This is a genomic window from Streptomyces lichenis (assembly GCF_023218175.1).
Lineage (GTDB): Bacteria > Actinomycetota > Actinomycetes > Streptomycetales > Streptomycetaceae > Streptomyces > Streptomyces lichenis.
Map to the genome: position 1 here is coordinate 258,357 of NZ_JALPTH010000001.1, position 22,502 is coordinate 280,858.

Annotated in this window: 9 protein-coding genes and 1 pseudogene; 2 read left to right on the forward strand and 8 right to left on the reverse strand. The window is 69.9% G+C overall.

Annotation, left to right across the window (positions count from 1 at the left end; genetic code table 11):
• Position 1: 1 nt before the first annotated feature.
• The 6 genes and pseudogenes from brxD to M1O15_RS01090 all read right to left on the reverse strand — a co-directional run bounded on the left by brxD (position 2) and on the right by M1O15_RS01090 (position 12,705).
• Entirely contained in the window at positions 2 to 1,327 is a 1,326-nt protein-coding gene (brxD, locus tag M1O15_RS01060; RefSeq protein WP_372499325.1) for a BREX system ATP-binding protein BrxD, read from the reverse strand.
• Between the two features lie 51 nt (positions 1,328 to 1,378).
• A complete protein-coding gene (locus tag M1O15_RS01065) occupies positions 1,379 to 3,127 on the reverse strand; it encodes an AIPR family protein (protein WP_248631218.1) in 1,749 nt (582 codons plus the stop codon).
• 68 nt (positions 3,128 to 3,195) lie between these two features.
• Positions 3,196 to 6,138, reverse strand: coding sequence for a BREX-2 system phosphatase PglZ (pglZ, locus tag M1O15_RS01070; protein WP_248631219.1), 2,943 nt, complete (start codon positions 6,136 to 6,138; stop codon positions 3,196 to 3,198).
• The gene (pglY, locus tag M1O15_RS01075; protein WP_248631220.1) at positions 6,135 to 10,049 is read right to left on the reverse strand and encodes a BREX-2 system ATPase PglY; all 3,915 of its coding nucleotides are present in this window, start codon (positions 10,047 to 10,049) and stop codon (positions 6,135 to 6,137) included. The genes pglZ and pglY overlap by 4 nt, the downstream gene beginning before the upstream one ends.
• Positions 10,050 to 10,136: 87 nt before the next feature.
• Positions 10,137 to 12,017, reverse strand: a pseudogene (locus M1O15_RS01080) (DNA/RNA helicase domain-containing protein).
• Between the two features lie 406 nt (positions 12,018 to 12,423).
• Positions 12,424 to 12,705, reverse strand: a complete 282-nt coding sequence (locus M1O15_RS01090; protein ID WP_372499326.1) for a hypothetical protein — start codon at positions 12,703 to 12,705, stop codon at positions 12,424 to 12,426.
• Positions 12,706 to 12,924: 219 nt separating this feature from the next.
• On the opposite strand from M1O15_RS01090, the gene M1O15_RS01095 reads away from it, so the two are divergent.
• Positions 12,925 to 13,764, forward strand: coding sequence for a helix-turn-helix domain-containing protein (locus tag M1O15_RS01095; RefSeq protein WP_248631222.1), 840 nt, complete (start codon positions 12,925 to 12,927; stop codon positions 13,762 to 13,764).
• Positions 13,746 to 14,030 (forward strand): DUF397 domain-containing protein, encoded by a 285-nt coding sequence (locus M1O15_RS01100; RefSeq protein ID WP_248631223.1) that lies wholly within the window; start codon positions 13,746 to 13,748, stop codon positions 14,028 to 14,030. The genes M1O15_RS01095 and M1O15_RS01100 overlap by 19 nt, the downstream gene beginning before the upstream one ends.
• A 62-nt stretch (positions 14,031 to 14,092) precedes the next feature.
• Here the strand turns inward: M1O15_RS01100 and pglX are convergent, their stop codons facing one another.
• Complete coding sequence (gene pglX / locus M1O15_RS01105) at positions 14,093 to 17,704, reverse strand: BREX-2 system adenine-specific DNA-methyltransferase PglX (protein WP_248631224.1); 3,612 nt, start codon at positions 17,702 to 17,704, stop codon at positions 14,093 to 14,095.
• Entirely contained in the window at positions 17,701 to 22,404 is a 4,704-nt protein-coding gene (gene pglW / locus M1O15_RS01110; RefSeq protein ID WP_248631225.1) for a BREX system serine/threonine kinase PglW, read from the reverse strand. The genes pglX and pglW overlap by 4 nt, the downstream gene beginning before the upstream one ends.
• Positions 22,405 to 22,502: the final 98 nt, after the last annotated feature.

The following is a 22,502-nucleotide window of genomic DNA, read 5'->3' on the forward strand; positions in this document are numbered from 1 at the left end:
CTCACAGCTCCAGGTCGATGTCGCCGGCGGACGAGGCGTCGGCCAGGTTGCGTTCCAGGGTGGTCAGTTCACCGGAGTCGACGGTCAGCCGGTAGTGCCGGCGGGGATCGAACTCCTCGAACTGGTCGATGCGGTCCAGTACATCCCCGACCAGCTTCTTCAGGAAGAGGCGGGGCGCCACCCCGGCCTTTCCGCCGAGGGCGCCGCTGACCGCCCGGGCCAGATCGGCCACATACGCGTCGTCGGCAAGCGCCTTGATACGCTCCGGCGCCTCCGCGCCCATGGCGTACAGATCGCGGATGGTGGAGCCGAGGCCCGACAGTGACTCCTCGGTGAAACCCGGCAGCCGCAGTTGCACGGCGCGGGGGTTGTCGAACCGAGGGTCGGTGCTGAAGTCGGTGGCCAGCCGCTGGGCGAGCGGCGCCAGTCGCTGGACACCCTGCCGTCCGTCATAGAACGCCGGAGTGCCGGTGATCACCAGGTACAGCCCCGGGAAGCGCCCGGAGTGCACCTCGTCGATGAGCTGACGCAGCGCGTTCAGCGCCTTGTCCCGGGCGTCGGACCGTACCCGCTGGAGGGTCTCCACCTCGTCCAGTACCACGAACAGCCCGCGGTGCCCCGAGTCCCGGAGCACAGTCAGCAGCCCCTGGAGGAAGCCGAACGCGCCGAAGTGGTCCAAATCCCCGCGGACGCCCGCGGCCCGCCGGGCGGCGGCCGCCACATGCGGCTGGCCGCCGAGCCATGCCAGCACGGCGGCCGCCGTCGGCTCGTCCCCGGCGGCCAGGGCCGTCCGGTAGCCGCGCAGCGCGGCGGCGAAGGAGGGCGCATGCCGGGACACCTCGGTGAGCCGGGCGGCCATCAGCCGCTGGACCTCCTCGGCCAGATCGTCCTCCTCGGCGCCCGCGGCGAGCGCGTCTTCCTCCAGGGCGTAGAACCAGGCGTCCACCACCGGCCGCAGCGCGCTGGGCGGGAAGCTGGCCGTGGTCAGCCGCTCGGTGAGGCGGCGGTAGACCGTCTCCAGCCGATGCAGCGGCGTCTCGGTCTCCGAGACCTGGATTTCGGCCACCGCGAAGTTGCGCTGCTTGGCGCGCTCGCCGAGCCAGCGGGTGAAGAACGTCTTGCCGGAGCCGTACTCGCCGCGGACCGCCTTGAACACCGAGCCGCCCGAGGTCACGGCGTCCAGCTCGACGTCGAGGGCGGGAGCGAAGCGGTCCAGCCCGGTGGCCAGCAGATCCAGTCCGCTCTCGGGGACGGCGCCGCGGCGCAGGGCGTCTATCGCCGTGCGCCGCCGGGCGGCGGAGACGGTGGAGGGTCGGGCGTTGCTCACCGGCTCATTGTCCCATTCGAGGATGTCCATCTTTGCGGTCGGCGGCTCCGGTCAGCGCCGGCGGATGCTGCCGTAGCCCAGCTCCGAGGTGAGGTAGGTGACGAATTCCGCACTCTTCGCTGTCTTGTCGGGGGCCCAGTGACGGTCCTTCTGGAAGTGCTCGAACTTCTCCTTGAGCGCGGCCCACAGCGACTCCAGGCGGGCCTGGGTGGGGAAGACCTCTTCCCGCGCCGCGTTACTCAACATGTCCGGCTTGCTGAACGCCCGGCCGACCAGGTCGACCGCACCGAGCATCGCGAGATGGAAGTGCAGGTTGGTGTACTCCGGCCGGGAGACCTGCCCGGCGGAGGTCTGGAGGAACTCGTCCACCTGCCGCTGCGCCCGGGCCAGCCAGAGGTAGACCGGCAGTTCCGTCTTGTCCGAGAAGACCCGCTGGTAGTCCGTGTCGGACTTCAGCAGGCTGGACGGCCGGGCGCGGGCGGAGTCCGGGCGCCCGAGCGCCATCGCCATCACGGACTGGGCCAGCAGCGGGATGCTGACGATCCGGTCGGCGGGCTTGTTCTGGTTGCGGTAGAAGTTCTTGCGCCGGTCGTAGAACCAGCCGTGCTCGTGGAAGTACGCCTCGATCTGCCGCTGGATGTCGTCGGTGGCCCGCAGCGAGGCGACCGGGACCGTGGTCTGACGGTTGGTGGCCCGGATGACCGCGTCCCGGGACGCCTGGTCGGCGGTGACCAGGATGCGCACCTGCACCAGGCGGTCGAAGACCGGGTCGGCGGGGTCGTTCGCGTACGACTCGCGCAGGGATTCGTAGATCGTGTAGGAGGTCTGCAGCCCGTTGACGATCTGCACGTCGGAGAGGCTGAGTCGCTTGCCGACGGAGGTGGCCTGCGAGCAGACGATGGTGACGCCGTTGTTCAGCCACCAGAACTCCGGCGCCGAGGTGTTCCGCAGCGAGCCGGCGATCTCCCGGTTGACCTCCACGTCCCCCTGGTAGTCGCGGACGTTCCAGTCGAAGATATGGGACTTGATCGTGCCCGTCTCGTCGCTGAGGAAACCGATGTAGTCCCGCAGCGCTACCAGCGCGATATGGCTGGTGCCGTGGGTGATGCTCTCCTGGTACGGCAGTTCCAGCGTGTACGAGGGCTGGGTGCTGGCCCGCCGCCACAGCTCCGCCGGGCCCAGGAACTCCACCTCCCCGGTGGAGATGGCGAAGGCGCTGGTCAGCTGGGCCTCCAGCAGCTTGGCCTTGGTCTGCACCTTGCTGTGGACCTCGCCGGCCTCGCCCATGGTGACGTAGCTGAACTTGATCAGCAGTTTCGGGTGCCGGGTGGCCAGCTTCTTCAGCGCCTCCCGGAACAGCCGGAAGCGGGCCCGCAGGTCCTCGTTGTACAGGACGGCGACATCGGCCTCGTCGACCTCCAGGTCCAGCAGGTACTTGCAGGTGGAAGCCACTTTGTCGAGCGCCGTCTCGGAGAACGACGGGGAGGTCTTGGCCTGCACCAGCCACAGGGTGAGCTGCGCCCCGGTGTCCATCTGCGCGACGGCCCCGGGAGTGTCGAAGATCTCGCTGTCCTCCTGCAGCAGCCGCCCACCGAGGAAGACGTACGCTCCGTCGATTCCGCCGTCGTTGCCGCCGCCCATCACCCCTGCTTCGATCTCCTCCGCCGACAGGCCGTGGCCGTGCAGCGCGTGCGCGGAGGCGAACCTCTCGAAGGTGGCGTCGAAGCTCAGCGGAACCGTGCGGGCGGCCCGCTGATCCTCGACCATCTGCCTGATCAGTACGCGGTCGTTGGCGCTCATGTCTCCTGGGTCCTGGTAGGCGGCGGTGTGCGGAGGGCGGCACAGCAGACGGCCGCCCGAGGGGTCAGTCAGTCCAGTGCGAACTGGATGCGCAACAGCGGCAGGTCGAGCCGGAGGGTACGCCCGTCCGGCAGCGTCTCCAGCACCTGCACGCCGTCGTAGTTGAGGAGCTGGCGCAGGATGGCAGCGAAGCCGTCGGCCCGCGCGGCGGGATAACCGGACCGCTGGGCGAGCGCGGTGACGGGCAAGGTGCCGCCCGCGTCGATCAGTGCCCGTACGGCCTGCTCCACCTTGTCCACCGGGGGCTTCCGCGCCAGCAGCCCGATCTGGCTCTGGAATGCCTCCGACCGGAGCAGGGCGGCCACCAGGGCGTCATCCGGATCGACCGCCCGGGCGGACAGCAGCGTGCCCTCACCGTCACCACTACTCTCGTCCGCCGGGACGACCGCGACCTCGAACAGGGCGTCGTGGGTACGGGCCAGCTCGGCCCGCTCCCTTCTGGGCCGCTGCTGGGCCGGCCGCCGGGCCGGCGTCTCCGGTACGGGAGCGGGCGCCGTCGCGGGCGTCTGGAAGGTGGCCGGTCGCGACGACCACCAGTCCGGCTGTTGGCCGCCCAGCTCACGCCAGCCCGCCGGGGCACTCGCGCCGAACGGCAGGAACGCCAGTACCGGTATGGCGAACTCCGCCAGGGAGGCCCCACCGTGGTACCCGGCCTTCCGTGCCGTGTATCGGGAGTCGGCGTCCCACAGGGCCACGATCGACCCACCGGACTCCGGGGCGAGGACCCGCGGCCCGGACAGCTCGACCTCCGTGGGACCGAGCGGGCCGCCCGGCTCGCGGTGGCGGGCGGACAGCGGCTCCACCGCCTTCACCGCCGACCCGTGCCGGTCCACCACATGTCCGTGATCGCTGGTGACGATGACCGCCATGCCCTCGGTGGCGGCAGCGCGCAGCAGATCGGCCAGGCCGGGAACGTCCTGCACCCGCCAGGCGCCGTCGCCCAGCTTCTGCTCCTTCGCCAGCCGGTCGTCCACCGCGTTCAGTACCACGGCCACATGGGTGCACCCGTCCGCCAGCGCCTCGCCGAGCGCGGCGCCGAACACCTCACCGGCGGACCCGGCCCGCAGATCGTCCTTGTGGAACACCGCGGCCGGAGCCCCGCCCCACAGCCGCAGCCGGGGGAAGAGCCGTGTCTCGTCCTGCTGCGAGCCGCGCAGCAGCGTCCCGGCGAACAGCGAGGTACGGGAGACCGCCGTCAGCGTCGGCAGCGCGGCCGCCATGGCACGGCGGCGCGGGGCCCCCTCGCCGACCGGGTCGAACTCCGCCCAGGTGCCGCGCACCTCCTCGGCCAGCTCTGTGGCGATGGCCGCGCTCATACCGTCCACCACGATCAGCAGCACCCGCCGGCCGCCGTCCCTGACGACCGGCCCGACCACCCGGTCGAGGAAGTCCTCCACGATCAGCATCGTGCCGGGCCCGCTGCCCGCCGCCGTCCAGCCCGCAAGCCGCTCGGCGAAGGACCGGTCGATGGCGTGACGCAGCTCGCGCACCCGCCCCACCAGGCAGCGGTACGCGGTCCCCAGCACCGGGTCCGGATCGCCGCCCGCTTCGATGTGTTCCACCGCCTGGTCCACCCAGCCGGTCTCCTGGACATGCCGCTGTATGGCGTGGCCCACGGAGTCCGCGTCCACCGCCGGCCCGCCGGCCAGCCAGCGGACCAGCCGGTGGGCCATCCGGGCCCGCTCGATCCGCACCCGCGCCTCCGGACGGCCGGCCCCGTGGTGCGCCGCCAGCGCCTCGACAGCCGTCGCCAGCGCCTCCTGCTCCCCGGCGGCCAGCGCCTCGCCCACCGCGCCGAACCGGGCGTCCAGCCCGGCCGGCAGCAGCGGACTGGTAAGGGCCGCCGCCTCCGCCCCGAACTGGAGCACCAGGGCAGCCGCCCGGTGCACCACCATGTCCCCGGTACGCCTGGCCTCCCGGGCCCGCTCGGAGTCCTCGCCGGCGCCTTTTGCCGACGCGGTCGTGAACAAGCCGAGCACATACTCCTCCGCCGCCTGTCCGAAGGCCGCGGCCAAGGCGTCGAGCTGCTCCCCGCGGGCCGGAGGCGTCTCCCCGAACCAGCGCTCGGCCCGGCCTCGCGCGGTGTAGACGGCCGCGTCCGCCTCCGCGTGGCACCACAGGGCCGCGCACACCAGGCCGAAGGCCACCGCGTCCGCCCCGTGCCCGGCCTCCACCAGCGCCAGCAGCGCCCGGCCGGACAGCCCTGCCTGCTCCTGCTCGCCGAGGAAGGAGACCAGCCCCGCGCGCTCCGGTCCGCGCAGCTGGAGCATCCGCTCGGGCCTGCCGGGCGTGAGTGACCAGTCCAGCAGGGTGCGTACATCCAGGTTGTCGGGCGCCGGGGATCCGTCCACGCGGCCGGCGACCGCCCCGTCCTCCTCGTAGCGCCCCAGTCGCAGCCGGCGCTGCGCCAGCAGCGACAGTGCGGTGCGCCGGGAGAGCATGCCGCCGGCCAGCCGGGGCCAGTCACCCGGCGGGGCCGCGTCCAGCAGCGCTTCGGCGGCCCAGTCGTCCTGCCTCAGCCGCGGGTCGATCTGCTGGGCGCCGAACGCCTCGCGCACCACGTTCCAGCTGTCCACGGCGTCGATACGGCGCTTGTGGATCCGGACCAGGATCGCCGGGTCCAGCTCGCCCGGCTCGCGGTCGGTCAGGATAACGAGTACGGCCGGTCCGCCGTCGCCCGCTGAACCCTCTGCGAGGTGCTCGATGATCAGCTCGTGGACGGCGAGCGGCGAGGGGCCGACCGCGACGCGCGCCGTCTGCCCGTCCCCCCACACCGGTTCGGCCGGGCCGTCCCAGACGGGGGAGGAGCGCAGCAGGACCACCCGGCGCCGCCCCCGACCCGCCAGTGATTCGGCCAGCGAGCTCTGGGTGGACAGGTACTGGGTGAGGGTCGCCGGGGTCAGCGTGACCGCCAGGCCCCCGCCGGCTCCGGCGCTGGTGCTGGTGCTCACGACTCCACGACCCGCCAGCTGATCTCGATGGTCGCGTCCGGGTGGCGGGCGACTAGCGAGGCCAGCTCCGCCTGCAACTCGGCCACCGCACGGGACGCCTTCGTCCGCCCGCCGCCCGATTGCCGCACCGAGCCGCCGCCGGACGCGCCGCCCGAGGAGGACGAGGACGGGGCCGGAGTGGTCTCACTGCCCTGCGGAACCGCCGGGTGGCTGCTCGGAGTGTCCAGCGGCACATCGGCCGGACCTGGAGCAGGCGCCGGAGCGGGCCCGGGCTGGACGGCGTTCGACGCCTGATTGCGCTTGATCAGCGCGAGGACCTCCCGCTGGGCCCGCTGCAGCGCCTTGGCGAGGTCATGGGTGCGCTGGTCGCTGCGGGCCGCGTTGCGCAGTGACTCCAGCAGCGCGGCGCCCTCGGGCCCCGCCGCTGAGGCCAGCTCCAGCGTGGACTTCCACGAAGTCCCGTTCAGCGCCTCGGTCACCGTCTTCGCCTGCTTGATCGAGGTGCCCAGCCGGTCCGCTCCGGCCGCGCCGAAGTCGAACGAGGCCAGCGCCTCCACCGCCTTCCGGGCCGCGGCCGCGCCCTGCCCGGCGGTCCGGTCCAGTGTCTCGATCAGCTCCACCGACCGGCGCGCCAGTGCCAACCGGCCCGACTCGTCGGTCTCGTCGAGCTGGAGGAAGACGGAATGCGCCTCCAGCTGCGCCAGCAGCCCACGGGCCTTCTCCCGGTACTCCCCGGCCTGCTCATGGATCTGCCGGGCGAACTGGTTGACGATCCTGCCCCGGCGCAGCGTCGGCGCGGACACACCGAACACCGAGGTGAAGTGAGACCTGGCCGCCTCCCACGCCTCCTCGGAGGGCAGCGGCTGGCTGCGCAGCGCATCGTGGTCCTTGATCTCTTGCAGCGCCGGAGCCGGGTCGAGCGGAACCCCGGCACGCACCCACACGCGGTCGTCCATCTCGGCGTACGCGGCGACGACGAGCCGGCTGAGGTGCCCGGGCAGGCCGCGCGGCGTCGGCAGGTCCGTCCAGTCGGTCAGCGTGATCAGGCTGAGGTCGCCGGTGACCCCCTTCTCCCGGGCCAGCCTGCCGAAGTGGTCCGGCCAGTACCGAGAGACCTCGAAGTACGCCTCCTTCTGCTCGCCCAGCCGCAGCGGGCCCGCGATCCGGCGCATCAGTGCCCGGTCGGCCGCCGGCACCTCGGCCCGGCCGTCCCGCGCCTCGGCGGCGGCCCGCACATGAGTGAACACCTTCCGGGCGTCACCCGTCTTGACGACGGTGCCGGTGCGGTCGGGGTCCAGCTCCGGATGGTCCGGGTACTGGTCGGCGAGCAGCTTTCCCGCGACATGCCGGATCCCGTCGTGCAGCGAGTGGCCGAAGGAGAGCGTCAGCCCCTCCACCTCCCGCAGCGACTCCAGATGCTCGGTGAAGCCCAGCTCCACATCGGTGGACTTCTTGTCCGCCAGCCCGTACGCCTGCTTGAACGCGGCTTTCACGTTCTTCAGCAGGGTGTCCCGCTGGGTCTCCAGCAGTCCCTTGGCCCGGGAACGGTTGTCCGGGGTGAGGTGCTTGGCGTACTGGCCGTCGAACCGCTCCGGGTCGGCGAGCGCCTTGTCCAGGGTGACCAGCCGGCGGAAGTCCGCATACCGCTGACCGGACAGATGGGTGGGCAGCCAGGCGACCGTACGGGACGGCTCACCCTGCCGCTCGCGCAGCCGCCGCATCCGCTGGAGGTCGTCCATCGGCCGGTACTCGCCCTCGTTGAAGGGCAGGTCGATGACGATGCGCCAGCGTCCCTCCTGGGCCGGCGACAGCAGATGGTCGGGCAGGTCCTCCTCAGCCGCCACATCGCCGAAGACGACTTCGGCGCTGCGCTCGGTGCCCCGCCAGACGAACGGCAGCTCGTACCACAGCTGCCCCTGCTCTATGCCCAGCTCTTCGATGAGCAGGCGCCTGGCCAGCTCCTCACGGTTGTTGGCGTTGTCGTTGACGTTGGCGTTGGCGACGACCGAGTCGACGTCCACCCCGGACAGCTCCAGCCGGACGCCCGGATTGGCGTCGGTGCCGGTCTCCTTGATCTCGGGGAAGCGTCCGGCCCACTCGGCGACCTTGTTCTTCAGGATGCCGTACTCCCGCCCCGGGATGGGAGCGGTGACCGAGCCGTAGTTCAGCGCCGACAACCGGCGGATGGTCAGGTCGGAGAGTGCCGGGACGCTGGGCGCCAGCGCCGACAGCAGCAGAGTGCCGACGATCCGGTTGTCCCCGGTGAACTGCTGGACCCGGCTGCGCACGCTCTCGTCCTCGATGCTGTCCGGGCGGTGCGTGTACTGCTCGATCTCCTGCTCGGTCACCCCGTGGGTGAGGAGCAGATACGGCCGCAGCTTCGTCCGGTACAACTTGTCGGCGGCCTCGAAGATGACCTTCAGGCTGTCCGTGAACGGCTTGTCCCCACCGGCGGTGATCAGCGGATACAGATCCCCGACCGGGATCAGATCACCCAGCCGCAGCTCGTGCCGGTGGTCGGCGAGCAGCTGGCCCATCAGCTTCATACCGGTCCGGTTGCGCTGCAACGCCGAGGACACATGGACGAGGGTGTCCATGAACGCGGGGGAGAAGGGGTAGGTCAGCCGGAAGCTGGCTTCGTCCGCGCCGATGCCGTCCGCGCCACGGTCCGAACCGAGCAGGGTGTCCCAGACCTCCTGGCGGAGCTTGCGGGTCTTGTCGAACTCGGCCGCGATCTGCGTCGCGGCCGCCTCGTCCCGCGGCTTGAGCAGGCGGGCGTGCGCCACCTGCGGGAGGTTGCGGTCCTCCAGGGTGATCTTGTCGAACCGGCCGGAGGCCAGATTCAGCGTGTCCTGGATGGACGCTTCGGCCGCTCCCGACACCTCCTCGCCCACCAGCTCCCGCAGATCGCGCTGGCGGGCGATGAAGGAGACCACCGGGATCGCCCGGCGGGCGTCCCCACCCTCCACGAAATTGGTGATCTTGGCGGCCTCCCGGGCCACGAACTTCTGGTTGTGGATGAGGGTGGCCAGCCAGAGGATCAGCTCGTCCAGGAACAGGATCAGCCCGTCGTAACCGAGTGACTTGGCGTGAGCGGCGATCACCGACAGCCCGGCGTCCAGGGAGACGAACCCGTGCTCGTCCTCCGCCGCGTTCCTCGTGTAGTTGGGCAGAAGGCTGGTGACGGCGTCCTCCACCAGCCGGGCCCGCAGCTCCGCCGGCGTCGAGGGGCTCACCAGGTTCAGTGGAACGTCCTCGTGCACCTCCTCCGCGTCGAGCGCGGTGTCCAGCAGCTCCGGCGTCCACGCGAAGGACTCGCCCCACTCGTCCTCCTCGCCCACGCCGTCCGCGGAGGCCAGGCCGGCGATCACCGCGGTGTCCGACATCCGGGCCCGCATGGCCCTGATGTCCCCGAACAGCGCGTCCGTCCGGTAGACCTGCGGCGTGGGGGCCTCCGGGTGCAGCCGCTTGACGTGGCTCACATACCCGCCGAGCACCCGCTGCTCCAGCGCCTTGGCCCCCAGCATGTGGTACGGCACCAGCAGGAACCGCTTGCCGTCAGCCCCCAGCCACTCGTGCTTGGTCAGCACCGGATCGAGGTCAGCCCGGCCCCGGGCGGCCGGACTGCCGCTCAGCAGGGCATGCAGAACCGCCATGAAGTGGGACTTACCGGAACCGAACGAGCCGTGCAGATAGGCCGCCTTGGAGGTACCGCCGTCCAACGCGGCCTTGATCAGCCCCAACGCCTCGTCGAAGTTCTCCAGCAGCCGCTCGGTGACCACATAGTCCCGTAGGGCCGCTTCGGCCCCCTCGGGCGTCGTCGCCTCCGACAGCCGGAGAACGAAGTCGGAGGTGGAGATGGACTCCTTGATGTCGATGACATCGCGGAGCAGGGGCGGCTGCTGGGCCATGGGCGGTCTCGCTCTCCGACGTGGGCTTTCTCCTATCTCCCCCGATCGTATGGTGTCCCTCTGACAGCACGGGACCGCACCCCGTGATCATCCGACGCCGACCGGCGTCCTCGCCCCCTGCTCAGGATGGATCAGCTCCCGCAGCTTGGCCCGCGTCTCCGGGTCCGTCGAGTAGACGATCGTGCCGATCATGCCCCGGGTCAGCAGCACCTTGTAGGTGTTGCGCACCAGCCGGTCCACGTCCTCGTCCGGTGTCGCCTTGGTGAAGACCGGGTCCTTTGAAGCGGCACGGTCCACCACCCAGCGATCCGTCCCGATGATCACGCCCGACCAGTCGTACTCGAAGCCCTGCGCGGTGTACACGCAGCCCACCTGCCCGAACCCGGCCGGATCGGTCGCCCACAGCGGGGCGGGCGGAGCGCCCAGCACCGAACGGTCGCCGTACAGGTTCCCCGGCCGCGACCAGTCGCCGATCACCACATCGTGCGGAAGGACCGTCATGCCGAGGTGATCCTCGAGGTCCACCTCCAGCAGTAGCCCGCCGACATCCGGGCGCCATAGCCCTCGCCTTGCCTCTCCGCAAGCACGGCCTCCAGCTCCTGCGGCCTTTCGGCGGTCAGCAGCCGCACCCTGCCGTCCGGCTCCCACCGGCTCGGCCGGCCGCCCTCCCACCCCAGCAGATCGGCCACCCACTTCACATACGCGTCACTTCCACCGCACCGGAACTGCTCGTCCAGCGAGACCACCGCGCAGTCGAGCCCCTGCTCCTCGGCGGCCCGCCGGATCTCCGCCACGGTGCCCATCTCACCCGGCCGCACCACCTGATGCTGGTCGAGCAGGAACACCGGCACCCGCGCCGCCTCGATCAGCTCCGCCACCTGCGGCCGCCCCGTACGCAGGGCCGCCCGCGTATAGCGGTTGGCGGACGGACGTCTTATGCAGCCGGTGCACCTCATCGCAGATCAGCACGTCCACATTGTTCGGCTCCGCCTCCATGAAGCTGTTGAAGTATTTGAAGAGCTGCTGCACCTCGGGCTTCCGCGCCCCGGCGACCTTCCGCATCGTCTTGGTGAACGACTGCGACCCGGTGGCGTGCAGAGCAGTCACCCCCCGCCGGTACAGCTCCCCCAACAGCGACAGCGCGATGACGCTCCTCCCCGACCCCGGGCCACCCTTCACCACGATGACCTGCTTCTGGTTCGACCGCCGTGCCTTCCTTACGGCCGACAGCACCAGCTCGTACGCCGCCCGCTGCTCCGCAAGCAGCACGAACTGCTCCCGCTCCCGCACCTCGGCCGCGGCCACCTTCATCAACTGCGTCGACGGCTTGATCCGTGCACCCAGCAGTAGGTCCGCCGCCTGTGCGCCCGGCCTCGCCGCCAGCCGGGACTTCAGAAACTCGATGAACGCCCCGCGCTGCTCGCCGCTGTACATCCGGCCGCGCAGATCCTCCGGCACCTCCCGCAGTGCCCGCACCCCGAATTCGGTCGCGTTGTGCAGGACCGCCACCCCGGCGAGTGACTGGGGCACCCGCTCCAGCGCCCCGTTGAAGGACAGCAGGTACTCGCAGTACCTCCGCACCTGCTCGATGGGGTTGAGCACCGGCTGCGCGTACGCGTCGATCCGGCAGAGACGCGGGTTCTCGTCGTCCGGGTACGCCGAACTCCACTGCTTCAGCTCCACCACCACGTACGACGGCTCACCCGCGGCCGGATGCACGCCCGCCAGTATCGCGTCCGCCCGCTTGCTGGTCAGCGGCAGCGTGTACTCCAGCAGCACTTCCACCTCGTCCAGCCCGGCCTCGATCAACGCGTTCACCAGCGCGGGCAGGCTCCGCTCCCAGGACCGGAGCTCCGCGTCACCCGGCCGCCGTCCGCGCTGGTGCACGAAGTTCTCGGTCAGAGCCAGCGCCAGCGATCCTTCGAGAAGACGGGCGGCCACGGATGCCGCGGACTCACGGAACAACAAGGAATGCCCCCAGGCAGCACGAAGAAGACTCGTGCGGGTGGGGGCATGTCCTCCGATGTCCGCGCGGGGTGGATCAGGAAGTCCGTCGGACCGCTGAGATGGTCGCCGCCATCCTAGGCAGGCGGACGATCACCCGGCGCCGGGGCGGGGCCGGGCGCCGGATCGGGTACGCAGCCGGGCGCCGCGCCGAGATCCTGCCGACTGCGCGCGTTCACCTCGGCGAGCTGGGCGCTCAGCACCTCGGACGTGCTCAACGCCTTTACGCGGGCAGGCTCCACGGCCCACTGCCGGCCGCCCCCGAGGGGCCGAAGCCACACGTACCCGCGCTCCACCCCGGTGACGACCCCGACGCGGTCCCGCCCGGTGTCCCGGACGGTCGTGCCCAGCGCGGGCAGCCACTGCTCGGTCAACTGCTCAGCCCGTTCGCGATCCCCTTGGCGATGACCTCCGCCAGCGCGTACGCCACGGGCGCGGAGCACACCCCGAGGTGTACCAGCGCGTAACGCCGTTCGTCCTCCCGGTCCTCCGCCCACGGCGTGCGCACGTCCATAGCCGGAAGCTGGATGCCGGCCCGGGTCAGCGCGTCGGCCAGGGCGTCCCGCGCCTGCACCGCCTCCTTGATCTTGGCCGCCGAGGACGGGCTTCCATCGCTCGCGTGTTCGGTCGATCCTCCGGACGTAGGCATCATCGGCGCGTCTCCTTACGAGGTTCGGTCATCTGACTCACCCGGCCTCACGGGGCTGTCTACGCTCCGTAGTCCGGGCGTTACGAGCATGCTCCCGGCGGCCGGGGCCCACACCGTGGACGGGGGGTGGCTTCCGTGCCGTACGAGGTTGGTTCCACACCTTCCACACGGTTCCGGCCTGTACGTTTCCCCGCCCAGCGACCGTCTCGGAGGAGCGAGCCCATGCCGCAGCGACGCGTCATCACCGGCCGGAGCCAGGAGCCCCGTCAGCGCTTCGCCGAGGAGCTGCGCTTACTTCGCGCCGAGAAGAAGGTGAGCCTGCGCCAGCTCGGCGAACGGCTCGGTTGGGATTGGTCGTTGTTCGGCAAGATGGAGAAGGGCCAGACCATCGGCAGCCCGGAGGTGGTGGAGGCGCTGGGGCAGTACTACGACTGCCCGCTGCTGCTGGCGCTGTGGGAGCTGGCGGCGGCGGACAAGACCCAGTTCAAGGAGCAGTACCGGCGGTACATGGCCTTGGAGGCGGAGGCTTTGAGCCTTTGGCACTTCGCCCCGAGCGTGGTGCCAGGATTGCTGCAAGTCCCGGCCTACGCCCGTGAGCTGCTTGCGGCAGGTGGTTTGAAGGGCCGAGAACTCGATCAGCAGGTAGAGGCTCGGATCGGCCGCCGCGACCTCTTGGACGGTGAGGACGCTCCACCGTTCCGTAGCATCCTGTCCGAGACGGTCTTGAGGACGCCGCTGCGTGACGGAGCCGAGTGGCAGAACCAGCTGAAGCACTTGGTGGAAGTGATGGAGCGCCCGAATGTCACGATCCAGGTGCTGACCAACGGAGTGGGACTGCACGGGCTGATGAACGCCACTGTCATGTTCCTGCGACTTGCCGACGGGCGTACGGTGGCTTACACGGAGGACGGCTACCGAGGTCAACTGATCACGGAGAACGCTTCGGTTGAGGCGCTACAGCGTGCGTACGATGCGATGCGTGACCTGGCACTTTCCCCTGCCGAGTCGCGAAACTTCGTCTTGGCCTTGTTGGAGGAAGCACCGTGCGACCCATCGATCTGAGCGCCGCGACGTGGCGCAAGAGCAGTTACAGCAACCAGGACGGGGGCGAATGCGTAGAGATGAGCTACGACTTCGTCTTGGCTTCCTGGCGCAAGAGCAGCTACAGCAACTCCGACGGCGGCGAGTGCCTGGAGGTCTCCGACGACTACACGGGCATCGTCCCCGTCCGTGACAGCAAGACGCCGAACGGACTTGTGCTCGTGTTCCCCGAGGGCGGCTGGGCGTCCTTCGTGACGGCAGTCAAGAACGGTCAGCTCACTGGCTGACCCTACGCAGACAGCGGCCCCGCGACCATCGCAGGTCGCGGGGCGGCTGTTGCAAGGCGTGGCTACTTCTTGGTGCTACGGCGCCCCCGCGTTGCGGCGGCCGGACGCCAGGCCCGAAGCTGCTCGTCGGTGAGCCCGTGCTTGCCCTGCTCCATCTGACGGTCGCCCTCGAAGAACTTGGCCGGTGTCGGGGTGAAGATGGCGTCGGGCTCGTTGTGCCACTGGTCCAGCCACGGCTGGAGTTCCAGCATCCCGGCCAGCATTGGGGTGACCTCCTCGGTGCTCAGCCCCTCGTGCGTGGCGATGTACGTGTCCAGCGCGTACGCCTGCTCCCGGTGATCCCAACCTGCCCAGCCGTACAGCTGAGGTGTGGCGGTGTTGGCCTGCCCGTACGAGATGAACCGCTCCTTCGGCACGTCCAGCTTGCCGCGCGCCCGCCAGTACGACGGCCGAAGGAAGTCGGCGGAGGTGTACTTGGGCGGTACGGGGATGCTGTCCCGGATTTTGCGCTTGGCCGGCTCGTCCGGCGCTGCGTCCTCCCGCCGCTGGAGGTTCCAAACATGCTCCCAGTCCGCACGTTTTGTAAGCCCGGACGGCTTGTAGCGCAGGGCAGAGAGGAACGGCACGTGCTCGTCCGTCATCAGCTCAGCCACGACGACGGGCAGCTCCGCCTGCGGAGCGAAGATCTTGGCGACGGACGCGAAATCCTCGTCCCGCGAGAGCCTGTCGATGAGCCGGGGGAGCGTGACGATGGTCGGGACACCCCCGTCGAACCAGTTGTCCCGGCTCTCGATTCGATCCAACAGCCAGGCCCGCAGCGCCTTCTCCTGGAGCGCGTCCCATCCCTCGGTGGCCCAGCGCCGCTTGTACTCGGGGCGCTCGATCATGCCGATGGCGCGGGATGATTCGATGGCATCGATGCGCTTCTGGACGACTGCCTTATATGCGACAGGCCAGTGCTGGGGAATCTTGGTGACGGGAGTCGAACCGTGCCGCCTAAACCATTCATCGCTGGCGTCTCCCATGGCGATACGGCGTGCTAGCACGATTTCGAAGGCGCGTTCACCGAAATCGATATCGGGAAGGTGATCGGCCTCCAGGCCGTGAGGCAACGTTAGGTCTTCTGCATGGAGCCCGTACGATGAGTATACTTGCCAATCGATTTCCTCCTGGAGGGTAATTAGCCGAGCGCGATGCGAATGCCACTCCTCTCTTGCGGCGGCGAGCTGGACGGAGCTGGGTGATTCGCCAATTTGCATCGTAATGTCGGCGAGTTGTTGAGCGATCGCGTCTAGAGTTGAGGCCAATTGCGCCGGGTGCTCGGCGGGCAGAGGAATTCGACCCAGGTTGGCTACCTTAAATTGATATCGATCTTCCCAGGCCTCGTCTTGAAAGCCTCGCCCTAGACCGCTGCCACCTCTATTATGACAGTTCGCTTTCATCCAGAAGCAAACTGTAGAACTATTCAATGTACCGAGAAGGGATGCATGTTCCTGCTCGTCGGATTCAGGGGGAAGTTTAATCACCGGTGCGGTATCTTTGAATACCTTTTTGCCGCGCTCCAGGGCGAAGTGATTGTGGGTGGCGATTTCTGGAACGGTGATACTCAATCGGTTGTCGAACCTTTTGCGAAAAAACATCGAGTACTCAAACCAGGTTAGACCCCTTTCCAGTTGCGTCTTGCCAAAGGCAATCCTTGTTTGCAGGATACGACGGGATGGCCAAAGAAGTTTCAGTGTGGAAGTATCCTGTTCCGCCGCTAGTGATGGGCTGGAATACGGCCAGATCGCCTTGGTGGGGTCAAGGATCGCGTAGTCACGCACTTGCATGCCCTCGACCAAGGGCATGCGATAGCGGGATGGTACCGCTCGTCTCTCGAGGCACCTGCTGCCCACCATGTAAGCGTCGTCTTCGCGTGTGACTGCTCCAGCTCCTATGGCTTGAGCTTGCGCACCTAGTGTAGTAATTGCTCCAGCACTGATGGCGTCAACCATCTCCAATGTGCCCGCAGTGAGAATCCATGGGTGCTGGCCGAAAAACCTTTCGCGTTCAAGATCGTCAGTTGAAATCCATCGACTGATTGAGCCTGGACTATTGATATGGTCGGAAATGGCTCGCCAGACGAATCCCTCTTCCGGTTTTTCGGGTGCTCCAGGTTCCCCCTGCACACTCCGCACCGTCCGAATGGTCCCAGACCGATGACTGCCACCCCGCCGCCGCCCCACCAAAATCACCGTCGGCGTCCCATGCCCCGGAATGTAGGCCCCAGAGGTGTCAATTACCTCCGTCAGCTCCACCTCGTGCCCGAAGTACGTCTCAATCAACCGCGTTCCGAACTCGCGCTTCATAAACGAGTTCGCCGTGATCTGACCAACCAGCCCGTACCCGCGGCCGCTCTCCGCGTCCCCCACCATCGCCAGCTCGAAGAACCTCTGAGCGAACGGCACCGACAACGCATACGTTCCCGCGCACGCGTCGTACAGCTCCCGATAGAGCTCGTTCAGCTTCTTGTCCTTGACCGTGATGTACGGTGGGTTCCCCACCACCACGTGGTACCGCCCCGGCCGCAGGATCTCCGGGTGCTCGTCCAAGTCCTCCGTCTGGTACTTGAAGTCGGCCAACTCGTCGGCGCCCTCCTCCTCCAGCCCGTCGAACAGATTCCCCTGCTTGTGGCGGTGCTTGATGAGCGAGTCGCCCACGGCCAGGTGGATCGGCCACTCGTACCGCGCGGCCTCCGCCAGCGTCCGTACCCCGCTCGCCGCCATCGCCGCGACCAGCAGCCGGAAGCGGGCGATGGCGACCGCGAAGGGGTTCACGTCCACGCCGTGCACCGAGTCCAGCGCGGCGCGCACGCGCTCGTGGGCGTCGCTCCCGGGGCGGCCGTCGGCCCACAGGCGGACCAGGCGGCGGAACGCGCCGAGGACGAAGTGACCGGACCCGCACGTCGGGTCGATCATCTTCAACTGCTCGTAGCCGAACTCCCGGACCGCCGGGTCCATCGCCCGGTCGAGGATGAACTCCTCCACGAAGTCCGGCGTCTGGAGCAGGGCGTACGTCTTGCGGGCCGCCTCGCTCAGGTCCTGGTACAGGTCACCCAGGAACCGCGTGCCCCAGCCCTTCGTGCCGTCGCCGTCCTCCTCCAGCGGGTCGGTGAAGTCGTGGACCAGCACGCCGGCCTCATCCCGCCTCCGCCAGAACTCGACCAGCTCCCGGGCCCCGTCGTGGGAGAGGGGGATCTGGTAGAGCGGATTGTGCCGCTCGTCGAAGAGCAGCCGGCCCGCCTGGCCCGCGCCCAGCTCCTTGAACGCCAGCTCAAGCCAGCCTCGGTAGGTCGGGTTCTCGCTGGTGCCCTGGTAGTCCTGGTACCGGGCCACTGCCAGGTCGCGGCGGTCGTCCTCCGGGCCGGTCAGGTACGGCTCGGGAATCAGCCGGTTGTCCTCGCAGAAGCGCACAAAGACGGTGCCGAGCACCCACGCCACCGCCACCTGGGTGACCCGCTCGTCCAGCCAGGCGTTCCAGGTCGCGGCCGTGCGGCCCAGCCTGCGAGCCTGGTCGTACTCGGCCTTCAGTCGGGTGCCCACCTCGGAGACGGCCTTGACCTGCTGGGCGAGATCAGTCTCGACCGCCTTGACCTGCGGCTTCAGGTCGTCCAACAGGGCCTTGCGGTCAATCACGATGCTTCGTCTCCCTCTGCTTGCTCTTCTCGGGGGCGGCCCATGGGCACCGCCCCCGTACCGGCCAGGTGGTCGTCCTTCACCCACGAGTCCGGAAGTTCGATCCATTCACCCAGCCCGACCTGGTAGGCCACCGTGGCCGGGCCGAGGCGGGGCTCGCGGGACGGGTCGGGCTGCGGAACCAGCAGCCACAGTCCTCGTCCGCCCTCCCGGGACGCCTCCGCCAACCGGTCCAGGACGCCCATCGCGTCGTACCGGGCGAACACCGCGGCCTCGGTGAGGAGCACCGGGCCCGAGCCGGAGGCCGAACCGGCGGCGGGCGTCAGCAGCTCCCGTATCCGGGACTCGACCGTGCCCCACGCGGTGCGCGCGTACTCGGCGAACTTCAGCGCGCCCCGCGAACCGGGGTCGGCGGCGTCGGCCTTGAGGATGGTGTCCCAGGTGGGCTTGGCGCCCGGGGGCACGAGTGCGTGGAGCGCGTCCAGAAAAAGGCGGGTCACCGAGAGCACCTGGGCGTCGAAGCGACCGGTCGCCAGCTTTCCGGCGGCCGTGACCACCCGGTCGTGGTGGACGGTCAGGACCCGGTAGCCGTCTCGGCGCGCGGAGGCGAGGAGACGCTCGTCGGCGCGGACCGCCGCGGCGATGGCCTGGTCGTCGTGGTAGCGGGTGAAGGCCGCCCCCGCGCCGGTGCGGGTCCAGCCGTCGCCGGTGAGATAGCTGGAAGCGGTGTCGAGACGGGTGGGGAGGTAGCGCGGGGTGCGGGTGCCCTCGCGGGTGGAGAGGGTCAGGTCGAACCCGGCGTCCCGCAGGGCCTTGGTCAGCGCGCCGCCCACCGGCAGGTCGTGGCTGGTGCCCCCGTGCCCGTCGGGGACGACCAACTCGGGGAAGCGGGCCCGTACCCGCTCATGGATGTCGGCGGCCGTGATGCCGGGCTGGCGCCCCTCCGGCATGCCCGGGGTGAGGCGTACCAGGCCGGCCTGGGTGAGCCGCAGGGCTCGTACCAGCGGCAGATCGCGCGGGTAGATCTCCAGCCGGGGGGTGGCGGCCGCGTTCTCGGAGGCGGCGGCGGCCAGTTCGACCAGCCGGCGCTCGTCCCAGTCGACCGTGCCGGGCGGTGGGGTGAGCGCGGCCAGTTCGGTGAGGACGGTCGTCGCGGTGGGCAGCGTCTCCCGGCCGGCCAGCCGGTCGGCGGTCTTGCCGAGCTTCGCCGCGTAGCCGAGCAGCCCGGGCGCGGAGGGGGTGTCGGGGGCGTCCTTCTCCCGGACGTCCAGTGCCAGCAGACCGGCGGCGAGCACGTCCTCGGTGGCCTTGCGGTTGGCCTGGTGCTGGAACTCGGCTTCCTCCGGTTGGAGTTGCTCCACCTCGACGATGGCGCGGACCGCCGCCAGGGCGAGCGCGCGGCGCTGGTCGCGCTCGGCCAGCTGCGTGCCGCGGCGTACCGCGAGCGCGTCGGCGATCTCGACGGCCGGGGCGACCCGCCCCAGCGCAGCCAGCAGTTCCATGATCTCGGCCCGCAGTTCCCGTACCGCCGGGTGCTTCTTCCAGCGCTTGCGCTCCTCCTTGAGCATCTGCGGGATACGGCCGGCGGACAGGCCGAGCGCCTCGGCCACGTCCTTCTGTTTCGGCCAGGCGCCGATGCCGGGCAGCTCGCCGCGCTCGTTCGGCAGCCGCAGCAGCAGCCGGACCATCTCCACCTTGTTGGCGTTGGAGCGGTTGTTGTTCAGCTCCGGCACCAGGATCGTGGCCAGGGTGTCCAGGCTCAGCGAGCGCAGCGCGGTTTCCGTCAGACCGGCGGAGGCGTCCGGGTCCCTGAGGTTGCCGAGCACGGCGGACTCGGCGGCGGTGAGCTGGGCCAGCTCCTCCTTGGCCTCCGCCCGCCCCTTGGAGGTGAGCGGGGAGACCGGGGCCTCCCGGAGCAGCCGGCCCCACTGGGCCTGCCGCCGCTGCACCTCGGTGCGGGTCTTGGCGCCGAGGCCGGGGGCGTTGAGCAGCTTGCTGCGGCTGTAGTCGAGCAGGGCGCCGACGCTGGCGACGCCCAGGCCGTAGAGGAAGGACTCGGCGGCGGGGGTGAGGCCGGCGGCCGAAAGGTGGGTTTTTCGGGTGACCTCGGCGGCCAGCCGGTCCCGCTGCTCGTCGGCGGTCAGCGGCTCCGCGTCCGCGATGCCGGAGCCCTCGGCCTGCGGCCCCGGTGCGGCCGCGGACTCGGAGTGGCGGGAGCGGTGGCTGGACGGCACAGTCTGCGTGACATCGAGGAAGATCTTCTTCCAGGCGTCCCGCATCGGCTTGAGCTCACGGAAGCGGCGGCTCGCGTCCCGGTGCAGGGCCTTGCGGAAGAAGCGGACCAGGCCGTCGCGGATCGGCATCTCGAAGGCGTCCGCCGCGATGATCGGGAAGGGGAAGTCCTTCTCGTCGGTCATATGGGGGAGTACCGAGCCGTCGCCCCACTTGGGCAGTTCGCGCGAGGCCATCTGGTGCAGGGTGACGGCGAGGGCGTACCGCTCGGCGTGCGAGTCGTAGGCGGTACGGGTCAGAGTGCCGATGAAGGGGTCGAGGTAGCCCTCGGTGCCCGCGTCGTGGTTGTGCGCGGGGTAGCCGGCCAGCGAGAAGTCGATGAGGACCAGCTCGCGGGTGCGGTTGGGGCGGATGCGGATGGCGATGTTGTCCGGCTTGATGTCGCGGTGCCAGACGCTCTCGCCCTCCAGGAAGTCGACCGCGCCGAACAGGTAGTCGCCGTACGCTTCGAGCTGATCCATCCGGAGCCTGCCGAAGTCGCGCAGCTGACGGGCGACGGTGTCCTCGCGGCGGCTGGCGCGGGTGCGGCCCGCCGACTCGGCCGCCTCGTCCGGCTCGGCCCGCTCGTCGCCGACGTACTCCAGCGCCAGCACCGTACGGCCGCCAAGGCGCAGCGGCTGCGGCTCCACCATGCGGATCACACCGGAGTGCGGGCGCAGCCGGCCCATGACCTCGGCCTCGCGTACCAGCACCTCGCCGCGGCTGTCGGAGAGTGCCACCTTCAGCACGGCGAGCGGACGGGTCTTGCGGGCCTCGGACTCCAGATCGCGGACGAGGAAGGCGCGGCTGGTGGAGCCGGTGCCCAGGCGGCGCCGGATCTCCCAGCGGCCGGCGAGCACCTCGCCTGCGACCGCCTCCAGGGGATCCTTGTCAGCGGCGGCCGGGGCGGGGTCGGTGTCGGCGGGCAACGGCTCCGGAGCCGTCAGGGTGTCCTCGACGCACTCCAGCATCTCCAGGAACTCGTCCACGGTGGAGAGCCGCTGCCCGGGCCGGTAGGCGGTGGCCGCCTGCACCAGCTCGTCCACCTCCTCGGCGAGCCCGTCGACCAGGGAGCTGGGACGCAGACCCTCACCCGCTTCGAGGCGCGCCAGCAGCTCCGCCTGGCTGGCCGCCGGGGCCTTTCCCGTCACGAGCAGATAGGTGAGCACGCCCAGGCCGTACACATCGAGATACACCGGGTCGGCGTTAAGCGCGGTCAGCTCGGGCGCGAAGTAGGGGTCGGACTCGTCGGAGAGGTGCATCGCGGACAGCGCGGTGGGTGCCAGGCGGGTGGCCCCGTCCGGACCGGTGCCGCCGGTGGCGGTGCCCCGCTGGGTGGCCACCTGCCAGTCGGAGATCTCCAGCCGCGGCGTGAGCCAGGCGGCCTCCTCGCCCACGGCCTGCCCCGGGCGGCCCCGGTCGCGCGGGATCACATGAATGGACCGGGCGGCCAGGGCCCGGTGATGCAGGCGGCTGGAGTGGGCGGAGCGCATGGTCTCAGCGAGCTGGCGGACCAGTGCCATCCGGCTCAGGATGTCGAGCCGCTTGCCGTACTGGAGCAGGTACTCGTCCAGCCGCAGGGTCTCCGGGTGGTAGTCGAAGACCAGCGCGGGGCCCGCCGAGTGCCCGGAGGGGAAGTACTGCTTGTACGGGACGACACCGGGGTGGCGGAAGCGGTTGAGTACGGCCGCCTCGCGCCGGGCGGCGTTCTCCACCGAACGGCGGATCGAGGCGTCCGAGCCGCGCTCGCTCAGATACACCCGGACCCGGGCCACCTCGGGCAGCTCGCTGTGGCGCGCCCGGTAATCGGCCCAGGTGGGGCCGGTGTCGAAGGGCTTGCGTTCCAGCTGGTACGGACCGACCCGGTACTCCGCCTCGCTGCGGCGTACGCCGACCCGGTCCAGGGCGGCCTTGATCTCACGGGAGCCGATCGCGGTGATCCGCCGCCGCTCGTCGCGCGGCGGAGCGGTGAGCATGACCAGCAACTCGTCGAGCGTGTACACGCCGTTCTGGTCGTGCGCGGGGAGGCTGATCCGCAGCGAGCTCTCGGTGAAGCAGACCGCCTCGGAGACCCAGACCCGCTTGCCGTGCTGCCCGAGCAGGCTCGCCAGCTCCTTGGCCTTCTTGTTGACCAGGTGCAGCGGATTGCCGTGTGGCTCTCGGCGGCCGTTCGGCCGGGTCTGCACCCAGGTGCCGTTCTCGCTGGTCAGCGAGCCGCGCCAGTGCTTCAGCTCGATCATGTGGACGCCGGAGGGGGTGACGACGAGAAGATCGACCTCGCGTACGTGGCCGGTGCCCGCGGTGAAGGTGAAATTGGACCAGGCACGCCACGGGTCGGAGTCCCCGAGCCGCTCCCGGATCTTCTCCAGGGCATTGCGCTCGTGGTCGTACTCGGACTCGGTGACCGTGGTCCACCGGCCTTCCCGCATGCGCTGTCCCCGCCTCGTGCTCTCGTCCTTGACGCTGTCGCCCGCCCCGTGTCCTCGTGGCGGTGCTCCGATCCCGGGGTGGCCGACCGGGCCGCCGA